Source organism: Shinella sp. CPCC 101442 (assembly GCF_024704725.1).
Taxonomy (GTDB): domain Bacteria; phylum Pseudomonadota; class Alphaproteobacteria; order Rhizobiales; family Rhizobiaceae; genus Shinella.
This window is the reverse complement of the sequence record NZ_JALIQS010000002.1, coordinates 1,102,796-1,112,588: the sequence shown is the minus strand read 5'-3', so window position 1 is coordinate 1,112,588 and position 9,793 is coordinate 1,102,796. Positions and strand designations below refer to the sequence as shown.

General features: G+C 63.0%; 8 protein-coding genes and 1 pseudogene. 6 read left to right on the top strand and 3 right to left on the bottom strand.

Going from position 1 to position 9,793, the window contains the following annotated elements:
- Positions 1 to 245 (top strand): annotated as a pseudogene (locus MUO32_RS10635) (hypothetical protein); the annotation flags it as partial.
- A gap of 13 nt (positions 246 to 258) precedes the next feature.
- On the opposite strand, the gene MUO32_RS10630 reads toward MUO32_RS10635, so the two are convergent.
- Positions 259 to 1,164, bottom strand: coding sequence for a LysR family transcriptional regulator (locus MUO32_RS10630; protein WP_257948201.1), 906 nt, complete (start codon positions 1,162 to 1,164; stop codon positions 259 to 261).
- 226 nt (positions 1,165 to 1,390) lie between these two features.
- Here MUO32_RS10630 and MUO32_RS10625 point away from each other — a divergent pair, with 226 nt between their 5' ends.
- From MUO32_RS10625 to MUO32_RS10605, 5 genes are all read left to right on the top strand, one after another.
- The gene (locus MUO32_RS10625; RefSeq protein WP_257948200.1) at positions 1,391 to 2,176 is read left to right on the top strand and encodes a transporter substrate-binding domain-containing protein; all 786 of its coding nucleotides are present in this window, start codon (positions 1,391 to 1,393) and stop codon (positions 2,174 to 2,176) included.
- A 79-nt stretch (positions 2,177 to 2,255) separates the two neighbouring features.
- Positions 2,256 to 2,981, top strand: coding sequence for an ABC transporter permease (locus tag MUO32_RS10620; protein ID WP_257948198.1), 726 nt, complete (start codon positions 2,256 to 2,258; stop codon positions 2,979 to 2,981).
- The gene (locus tag MUO32_RS10615) at positions 2,974 to 3,651 is read left to right on the top strand and encodes an ABC transporter permease (protein WP_257948197.1); all 678 of its coding nucleotides are present in this window, start codon (positions 2,974 to 2,976) and stop codon (positions 3,649 to 3,651) included. The genes MUO32_RS10620 and MUO32_RS10615 overlap by 8 nt, the downstream gene beginning before the upstream one ends.
- 10 nt (positions 3,652 to 3,661) lie before the next feature.
- Entirely contained in the window at positions 3,662 to 4,405 is a 744-nt protein-coding gene (locus tag MUO32_RS10610; RefSeq protein WP_257948196.1) for an amino acid ABC transporter ATP-binding protein, read from the top strand.
- Between the two features lie 73 nt (positions 4,406 to 4,478).
- Positions 4,479 to 5,966 (top strand): M81 family metallopeptidase, encoded by a 1,488-nt coding sequence (locus MUO32_RS10605; protein ID WP_257948195.1) that lies wholly within the window; start codon positions 4,479 to 4,481, stop codon positions 5,964 to 5,966.
- Positions 5,967 to 6,068: 102 nt separating this feature from the next.
- Here the strand turns inward: MUO32_RS10605 and MUO32_RS10600 are convergent, their stop codons facing one another.
- Together MUO32_RS10600 and MUO32_RS10595 are read right to left on the bottom strand one after the other, a co-directional pair.
- Positions 6,069 to 6,338 carry a hypothetical protein gene (locus tag MUO32_RS10600; protein WP_257948194.1) on the bottom strand — a complete coding sequence of 90 codons (270 nt, stop codon included), beginning with the start codon at positions 6,336 to 6,338 and terminating at the stop codon, positions 6,069 to 6,071.
- Between the two features lie 176 nt (positions 6,339 to 6,514).
- Positions 6,515 to 9,712: an efflux RND transporter permease subunit gene (locus MUO32_RS10595; protein WP_257948192.1), complete on the bottom strand. Its 3,198-nt coding sequence runs from the start codon at positions 9,710 to 9,712 to the stop codon at positions 6,515 to 6,517.
- Positions 9,713 to 9,793: the final 81 nt, after the last annotated feature.

Below are 9,793 nucleotides of genomic sequence, written 5' to 3'. Positions count from 1 at the left end.
GATGTTTTTTATCGCGATATGTATTTTTGTGGTATGGTCCCGCCACGATCCCAAACGGAGACCTAAACCATCATGACCGACGCCCAAACAAAACCCATTATCTGGCCGACGAGTGCGACAGAAAAGTTTGTCGCGGACGCAACGTCATCGAGCGCCTGTTCTGTAAGCTCAAGCACTGGCGCCGCCTCGCAACCAGCTACCTTGCCGCGGCCGCTCTCGTTTCATCAATGATCGCCTGGATTTGAAGAAGTCCTCATTCTAGCGTACCGCTGCGACCTCCTGGAGCAGCCAGTCGCGGAAACGCATGAGGGGAGGATTGCTTTCGATGCTCTCCTTCGGGCAGATGAACTGGTAGGATTCATCCGGTTGGAACGTGTCTTCGGAGAGGACGCAGAGCGTGCCGCGTGCGATGTCCGTATCGAGGAAGGCGCGGTGCGAGAAGCCTATGCCGTGGCCGGAGCGGGCGGCGGCGAGCAGGGTGTGCTGGTCGTCGAAGAAGAGGTTCGCATTCGTGCGCGTTTCCTGAAGGCGGTTGTGGGCGAGCCAGTTCTTCCAGTCGTTGGCATTCCGATAGTGAAGACGTGCGACGCTCTGGCTGAACAGGAGGTCCGCGCCGCGTTCGACGCTTGCCAGCAGCGCCGGGCTGCAGACGGGTACAAGGCGCTCGCGCAACACCTCGACCGCGTAGTGGCCCGCCGGTGGATGCATGCAATAGCTGATCTGCGCATCCTCGCGCTCGTATCCGCCCGTGCGTTCCTCCAGATTGCTGAGATGAAGCTGGATGCCGGGGTTCTGCTCAAGAAAGCCGGCCATGCGGGGCACCAGAACCTCCATCGCGAAGAAGGGCCCGGTACGGATACGCAGGATCCGCGTCTCGTTTTCCTGGCCGATCAGGGACAGGGCGTTGGCTATCTCCTCGAAGGCGCGCGCGCACACATCGAGCAGGAGACTGCCCTCCGAGGTGATGCTGACACCGCGCGCATTGCGCTCCAGCAGGCGGCGGCCGAGCCGCTCCTCGAGCTGCTTGATCTGGTGACTGACCGCGCCCTGGCTGACGGCAAGCTCGTTTGCCGCCGCCGTGAAGCTTCGGTGATGGCCCACGGCCTCGAAGGCGCGTAGGGCGCGCAGATTGGCAAGCTGTTTGCGGCGTTGGCGTTCGGTCATCGTACCATGAGAAAAACTAATAATGAGGAATATATCTTTTGCATTGTTGCGTCGCCGGTTCAACAGTAGGTCTATAGGGGCTGAACGAAAGCGCACCGCCTGTCCGTTCCGCCGCGATCCTGGAAACTCAATGTTCTTCCGACTTCGGCGCCTTGCGCGCCGGATGGAGCGCGCGCGAGGGGAAATCCGGTCGGTAAACAAGAACGAGGGAACGATGATGAAAAAAATGGCGTTTTATGCATGTGCCGCGATGACGCTCGTGCTCACGGCGACGATTTCGGCGAAGGCGGAAACGATCCGCATGGGCGCGGAAGGTGCCTATCCGCCCTTCAACTATGTCGCCGAGGATGGCCAGCTCAAGGGCTTCGACATCGATCTCGGCAATGCCATCTGCGCGGAGCTGAAGGCCGAGTGCGAATGGAGCGTCAACGAGTGGAGCGGCATCATTCCCGCGCTTCAGGCCAGCAAGTTCGACATCATCGCCTCCTCCATGGCCATCACCGAAGCCCGCAGGGAGCAGGTCAGCTTCTCGGATCCCTATTACTTCAATGCCATGCGTTTCGTCGCGCTCAAGGAACTCAACCTTGCGGACGTCAAGCCGGCCGCGGTGAAGGACCTGGTGATCGGCACGCAGTCCGGCTCGATTGCCGTCGACATGCTCAAGCAGTTCTTTCCCGAAAACGAGGTCAAGCTCTATCCGACGCTTGGTGAAGCCTTCCTCGACATGAAAAGCAGCCGTCTCGATCTCCTGGTCGAATCCAAGATCGCCAGCGCCGACTGGCTGAAGCCGGGTGAGGACTGCTGCGTCTTCGTCGGCGAGGAGTTCCTTCAGGACGGTACGCTCGGTGCGGGCCTGGCGTTCCGCAAGGACGACAATGCCTTGCGCGAACGCGTGAATGCCGCCCTCGCCGAACTGGTGCGCAACGGCACCTACGAGACGATCCGCAAGACGTATTTCGACTTCGACATTCGCCAGAAGCCGAAGAATGCGAGCGAACTCTTCGGTCAATAGCCGTTTCTGATCGAAAGAAACGATGGCGAGGCCCGGCTGCCGGGTCTCGCCCGCCATCAGCACCCACCCGGACAGCGTCATGGATAAACTCTCCCTCCTGGCCTTCGGCCAAGGCGGCTGGGGCGATGAGATCCTGTGGGGTCTTGCCGTCACCCTCGCGCTTGCGCTTGCAACCTTCCCCGTGGCGATCGCGCTGTCCTTCCTGGTCCATTGGGCCAGGTCCTCGTCGCTGGCGCCGGTGCGGATTTTCGGACAGGTCTATGCAACGCTCTTCAAAAGCCTGCCGGAAATCCTGACCCTCCTCATTCTCTACTATCAGGCCCAGGCCGTGCTGCGCTGGCTGGCGCAACGCTTCCTTCCGCAAGTGGACCTTTCCATCAGCCCCTTTCTCGCCGGGCTCGTGGCGCTCAGTCTGGTGATCAGCGCCTATGGCAGCGAGATCGTGCGTGCGGCGATGAATGCCGTCGGCAAGGGGCAGTTCGAGGCCGCGGCCGCGCTCGGCCTTTCGCGGGCCCGGGCTTTCCACAAGGTGATCCTGCCGCAGCTCTGGCGTCACGCATTGCCGGGTTTCGGCAATCTGTGGGTCATCCTTTTGAAGGATACATCGCTCGTTTCCGTCATCGCGCTGAGCGACCTCACCCATGTCGCGGTCATCGCCATCAACACGACACGCGAGCCGTTCGTGTTCTATCTCGCCATCGGCATCCTCTATGTCGCGCTGGTCACGCTGTCCGCACGGGCGCAGAAGATGCTCGAAAAGCGCGCCTCGCGGGGGCTCATCATCGGGGGAGGCCAGCATGCTTGACCTCTGGCTCGACAACTGGACGCTCTGGCGCGATGGTCTCGTCACCACGATCAGCCTGACGGCATCCGCCATCGTTCTCGGTTTCTTCCTCGCAGTGCCGATCGGCGTGGCGCGCTCGCGTGGAAAGGGTTTGTCGGGATTTCTTGCGCTCGGCTACGTCAATATCCTGCGTGGCCTGCCCATGCTGGTGCTGCTCTTCCTGATCTACTACGGCGCCGGGCAGTTCAGCCGGGAGTTGCGGCAGGCGGGGCTCTGGTGGTTCTTCCGCGATGCCTATTATTGCGGCCTTCTGGCGCTGGTGCTCAACACTGCCGCCTATCAGGCGGAGATTATCCGCGGCAGCCTGGATACGATTTCCCGATCGGTTCTCGAAACCAATGCGGCGCTGAACCTGACGCGCTGGGTGGCCTTCCGGCGGGTGCTATTGCCGATTGCGCTTTCCAAGGCGCTGCCGGCACTCGGCAACGAGGTGATCCTGCTGCTGAAATCCACCTCGCTTCTGGCAATCATCACGGTCTTCGACCTGATGGGCCAGGCGCGCTTCATCTTCTCGAAGACCTTTGACCTCCGCGTCTACTACGTCGCTGCCGCGCATTATCTCGTCGTCGTCCTCCTCATTGAATGGGCTGTGCGGCGGATCGAGGCACGCACGCCCTGGGTCGCCCGGTAGGGGAATGTCCATGACGAAACAGCCTGCCGTCCATTTCGAAAAGCTCAACAAGTTCTATGGCGCATTCCATGTGCTGAAGGATATCGAGCTTGCGATTTCCTCCGGCGAACGCATCGTCCTGTGCGGACCGTCCGGCTCAGGGAAATCGACGCTCATCCGTTGCGTCAACCGGCTGGAAGCTCACCAGTCGGGGCGGCTGACCGTCGACGGCATCGTTCTCGACGACCTGCCGAAAACCGTGCGCGCCGTGCGAAACCGCGTCGGCATGTGCTTCCAGCACTTCAATCTCATTCCGCACCTGACGGTGCTCGACAATTGCACCCTCTCGCCGATCCACACCCACGGCGTCGCCCGGGCCGAGGCGCAAGCCTTCGCCGTCGACCTGCTCGCCAGCGTTCGCATGGATGGCCACGCGGGAAAGTATCCCCATCAGCTTTCGGGAGGCCAGCAACAGCGCGTCGCCATCGCCCGCAGCCTCTGCCTCCGGCCGGAAATCATGCTGTTTGACGAGCCGACATCGGCCCTTGATCCGGAATCGATCGCCGAAGTGCTCGAAATCATGGCGAAGCTCGCCGCGAATGGCATGACGATGCTGTGCGTCACCCACGAGATGGGCTTTGCGCGCCGGATCGCCGACCGCATCGTCTTCATGGAAGGCGGCGAGATTGTCGAGGCCGTCTCGCCAGACATCTTCTTCGGCCCAACTGCCGCCGAACGCTCCCGCCGCTTCCTCAGCCGCATGGCGCGGCACTGAGGGAGCGGCCGGTGCCAGGCATCAACGTGTCTCTTATTTTGTCTGTCCTGCATGAGGGCAGGGAAGGGTATTCATGTCCTATCGTGTCGCCATCATAGAGTTCATCAACGAGTCCAATACTTTCACCCTGAAGCGGACCGGTATCGGCGATTTTCACGCCTCGCATTACTTCAAGGGCGAGGAGATTCCGGACAATTTCGCGGGCACAGGCTCCGAAGTGGGCGGGGCAATCGAGATCGCGAAGGCGAAGGGCTGGACGCCGGTCTATATCGTGGCGGCGCATGCCGAACCGAATGGCATCATCCGCGAGGAGGCGCGCGCGGAAATCACGCAGGAGTGCCTGCGTCGTTTGCGGGAGAGCGGTCCCTTCGACGGGATTTTCGTGGCGCTCCACGGTGCCATGGTCACCGAGACGGACGAGGACGGCGACTGCCAGTTCCTGCGCGCGATCCGTTCGGTCGTGGGCGACGAGGTGCCGGTGGCCATCACACTCGATCTCCATGCCAATGTCTTTGACGAGCTTGCCGGCCTCGCGCAGATTTCCGTATCGTTTCGCACCTATCCGCATGTCGACATGCGGGAAGTCGGCCTCAGGGCCGGTGAACTGCTGCACGAGACGATGGCGGGTGCGATCGCGCCGAAACTCGCCATCCGCCGCCCGCCGATGCTGCTCGGCTGCGACGATGGGCGCACCACCGATAACGGACCGATGTGCCGCCTTCTCGAAAGCGCGGATGCGGAAGCCGCAGCACCCGGCATCCTGAACGTTTCGATCAATGCCGGCTTTACCGATGCCGATGTGCACGCGGCCGGGCCGAGCGTCGTCGTCACCTATGACAGCGCCGTTGCAATGGCGGAGGCGGCGGATGCCGTAGGTGAGCGGCTGTGCGACGCCATCTGGTCCTACCGCAACGAATGGGCGCAGCCGGTACCGTTGTCCGAATGCATCGCGGCGTTGAAGGACGCGGATCCGCAGGACGGTATCGTCGTGGTGGCCGACTTTTCCGACAATCCGGGCTCTGGCGCCTACAGCGACTGCACCGCGCTGATCGCCGCCATGCTGGAGGCCGGGCTTGCGGATGCCGCCGCCGGAGCGTTGCTCGACCCCGATGCTGCCGCCGAGATTGCCGCCGCCGGCCTGGGCGCCGAGGTGACGGTGACGATCGGTGGGCGGACGGACCCGATGGTCGGCGGCGGCCCGCTGAAGGTGACCGGTACCGTGATGGCGATCAGCGACGGCAGGTTCGTCTTCGAAGGGCCGATGTTTACCGGCCTGCCCGGCACCTGCGGCCGGAGCGTCTGCCTGCGGGTGCAGGGCCTCGATATCATGATCGTTTCCGAGCGCATGCAGATGCTGGACAAGAACATCTTCCGGACCGTGGGCATCGAGCCGACCGAAAAGGCCATTCTTGCGGTGAAGTCCATGCAGCACTTCAAGGGCGCTTTCGGACCCATTGCCGCGCGCATGATCGTCACGGACGCCGGCGGCCTCAGTTCCCCGGACCTCGAGAGCAGGACATACACCCGCGTTCGCCGCCCCGTCTATCCGCTCGATTGTTAGACGGTTCATCGTGCAAGGATAGGCTGGGGCGACGCCCCGGTCTGGCAGTCGGAGGTTTCGCGGTGGGTGTCAGAGAGCCAGAGGCGATTGGGCCTTCCGGGTTCACCCGGAAGCGTCTCCACGCATGTCGTAGGCATGCACGAATTCCACTGGCAACTCGTCACAGACCATCGCCTTCTGGCTGGCGGGGAACGATATTTCCCCACCAGCCCAGGCATCGTATTCCATGTTGATCTGGAGCTGCCCTTTTCGAAGTGTCGCCCAGGAATGATCCAATCCGCCGCCCTTCGATAGGTCCCACCCGTGGCCGCCCAGATAGTCTCTCAGGGAAAACCAGTCGTCTTTGCGGATATCAGACACCGTTTCAGCCATCGGCTTTGTTGCACCAGAAAATCACGCTCTTCTCAAGAGGGGGACTGTTCAAGACAAGCGTGATGGCAGGCAAAGCCGCGATGATCGGCCTGGTGTTTTCGCCGCGCCGGCCTGACGCCCGACGGGGGAACAGTCGCGCCTTGGCGGCGCGGCCATTCCTCCCGGGGCTTTCTTCATCAATGCTGGGGTGCCGGCAGTGCTTCCGGCTCCTCGGCCATTGTCGAGCGACCGTGCTGGACGAGCGGGCGGTTACCGGCAAGCCGGCGCAGCAGCACGTAGAACACCGGCGTCATGAAGATGCCGAAGAACGTGACGCCGATCATGCCGGAAAAGACGGCAAGACCCATCGCCGCGCGCATTTCCGACCCCGCACCCGTGGAAAGCACCAGCGGCACGACGCCCATGATGAAGGCCATGGAGGTCATGAGGATGGGACGCAGGCGCAGCCGGCTCGCTTCTATTGCGGCCTGGACGGGTGTTCGCCCTTCGAACTCCAGCTCGCGTGCGAACTCGACGATCAGGATGGCGTTTTTCGCCGATAGCCCCACCAGCACCACGAGGCCGATCTGGGTAAAGACGTTGTTGTCGCCACCCGTGTACCAGACCCCGGCAAGGGCTGCGAGCACGCCCATCGGCACGATCATGATGATGGCGATCGGCAGCGTCAGGCTCTCATACTGGGCGGCCAGCACGAGATAGACCAGCAACAGCGCGAGCGGGAAGACGTATATGCTCGAATTGCCCGCAAGAATCTGCTGGTAGGTCAGGTCCGTCCATTCGAAATCGATGCCGGCGGGCAGCGTCTCGGCGGCGATCTTTTCCACGGCGGCCTGGGCCTGGCCGGAGGAGAAGCCCGGTGCGGGTCCGCCGTTGATGTCGGCGGCGAGGAAGCCGTTGTAGCGCGTGGTGCGCTCCGGCCCCGTCGTCGCATCCACCGTCAGGAGGGCGGCGAGCGGGATCATCTCGCCCGACTGCGAACGGACCTTCAGCTGGCCGATGTCCTCCGGCTTGGCGCGGAAGGCGGAATCGGCCTGGACGCGCACGCTGTAGGTGCGGCCGAAGGCGTTGAAGTCGTTGACGTAGAGCGAGCCGAGATAGATCTGCAGCGTTTCGAACACATCCGTCACCCGCACACCGAGCTGCTGGGCCTTGGCCCGGTCGAGATCGGCATAGAGCTGCGGCACGTTGATCTGGAAGCTGGAGAACAAGCCCGCCAGTTCCGGCGTCTGGTAGGCTTTTCCAAGAAAGGCCTGCGTCGCATCGTTGAGTGCGCCATAGCCGAGGCCGGCACGGTCTTCGATCTGCAGCTTGAAGCCGCCCGTCGTACCGAGGCCGTTGACCGGCGGCGGCGGGAACATGGCGATGAAGGCATCCTGGATGCCGGCGAATTTCTGGTTCAGCTGCATGGCGATCGCGCCGCCGGAGAGATCCGGCGTCTTGCGCTCCTCGAAGTCATCAAGGACGGCGAAGACGATGCCGGAGTTGGAGCCGATGGTGAAACCGTTGATCGACAGGCCGGGGAAGGCGATGGCATGGGCGACGCCGGGCTGTGCCAGCGCGATGTCGCTCATCTTCTTGATGACTTCTTCCGTGCGGTCGAGCGTGGCGCCGTCGGGCAGCTGGGCGAAGCCGACCAGATACTGCTTGTCCTGCGCCGGCACGAAGCCGCCCGGCACGGCGTTGAACACCGTATAGGTGGCGCCGACCAGGGCGAGATAGACGATCATCACCAGCGACTTGCGCGTGACGAGCCCGCCGATGGTGCGGCCGTAGCCGCTCGACGCCGCGCCGAACGCCCGGTTGAAGCCGCGGAAGAACCAACCGAACAGGCCGTCCATGACGCGGGTCAGCCAGTCCTTGGGCTCATGATGGCCCTTAAGGAGCAGGGCGGCCAAGGCCGGCGAAAGCGTGAGCGAATTGATGGCCGAGATGACGGTCGAAATTGCGATCGTCAGGGCGAACTGGCGGTAGAACTGGCCCGAGAGCCCGCTGATGAAGGCGAGCGGCACGAAGACCGCGACGAGCACCAGCGCAATCGCGATGATCGGGCCGGAGACTTCCCGCATGGCGCGGTAGGTCGCCTCGCGGGGGCTGTGGCCGTTCTCGATGTTGCGCTCGACATTTTCGACCACGACGATCGCGTCGTCCACCACGATGCCGATGGCGAGCACGAGGCCGAACAGCGTCAGTGCGTTTACCGAGAAGCCGAAGGCATACATGACGGCGAAGGTGCCGATGATGGAGACGGGCACGGCGAGCAGCGGAATGATCGAGGCGCGCCAGGTCTGGAGGAAGAGGATGACGACGAGCACGACGAGCGCGACGGCTTCGAGCAGCGTGTCGACGACCTTGTCGATCGAGGCGCGCACGAACTCGGTCGTATCGTAGACGATCTCGTATTTTACACCGTCGGGCATGGCGAGCTGGAGCTGGTCCATGGTCGCGCGCACATTGTCAGCGATCTCGATGGCGTTCGAACCGGGCGCCTGGAGCACGGCGATCGCGACCGCCGGCTTGCCGTCGAGCAGCGAGCGCAGCGTGTAGTCGGCCGCACCCATCTCGACGCGGGCGACGTCCTTCAGGCGGGTGATTTCGCCGGCCGCACCGGTCTTGACGATGATGTTGCCGAACTCTTCCGGCGTGCGCAGACGCCCCTGGGCGTTGACGTTGAGCTGAAGGTTCACCTCGTTGGGCGTCGGCGAAGCGCCGATGATGCCAGCGGCGGCCTGCACGTTCTGTTCACGGATGGCGTTGCTGATGTCGCTGGCGGCCAGCGCATGTTCGGCGGCCTTCTGCGGATCGATCCACACGCGCATCGCATAGTCGCCGGCACCGAAGACCTGCACCTGTCCGGCCCCTTCGATACGGGCAAGGCGGTCCTTGATGTTGAGCGTGGCGTAGTTGCGCAGATAGGTGACGTCGTAGCGGTCGGTCGTCGAGACGAGGTTCACCACCATGATGAAGTCGGGGGAGCTCTTGACGGTCGTTACACCGAGCGCGCGCACTTCTGCCGGCAGGCGGGGCTCGGCCTGCGACACGCGGTTCTGCACGAGCTGCTGGGCCTTGTCCGGGTCCGTGCCGAGCTTGAAGGTGACGGTCAGCGTCAGCACGCCGTCCGACGTCGCCTGGCTGTTCATGTAGAGCATATCCTCGACGCCGTTGATCTGCTCTTCGAGCGGTGTGGCGACGGTCTCGGAAATGACGACGGGATTGGCGCCCGGATAGACGGCGCGCACCACGATGGAGGGTGGCACGACCTCGGGATATTCGGAAATCGGCAGCGAGCGCATGCCGATCAGGCCGGCCACCACGATGAGGATCGACAGCACCCCGGCAAAGACCGGGCGATCGATGAAGAAACGGGAGATGTTCATTGGTGCACCCTCTCCAGGATGAAATTTGGACGAACGGTCCTATCCGGCGGGCGAACGCACCACCGGCGGACAGGTATTTGC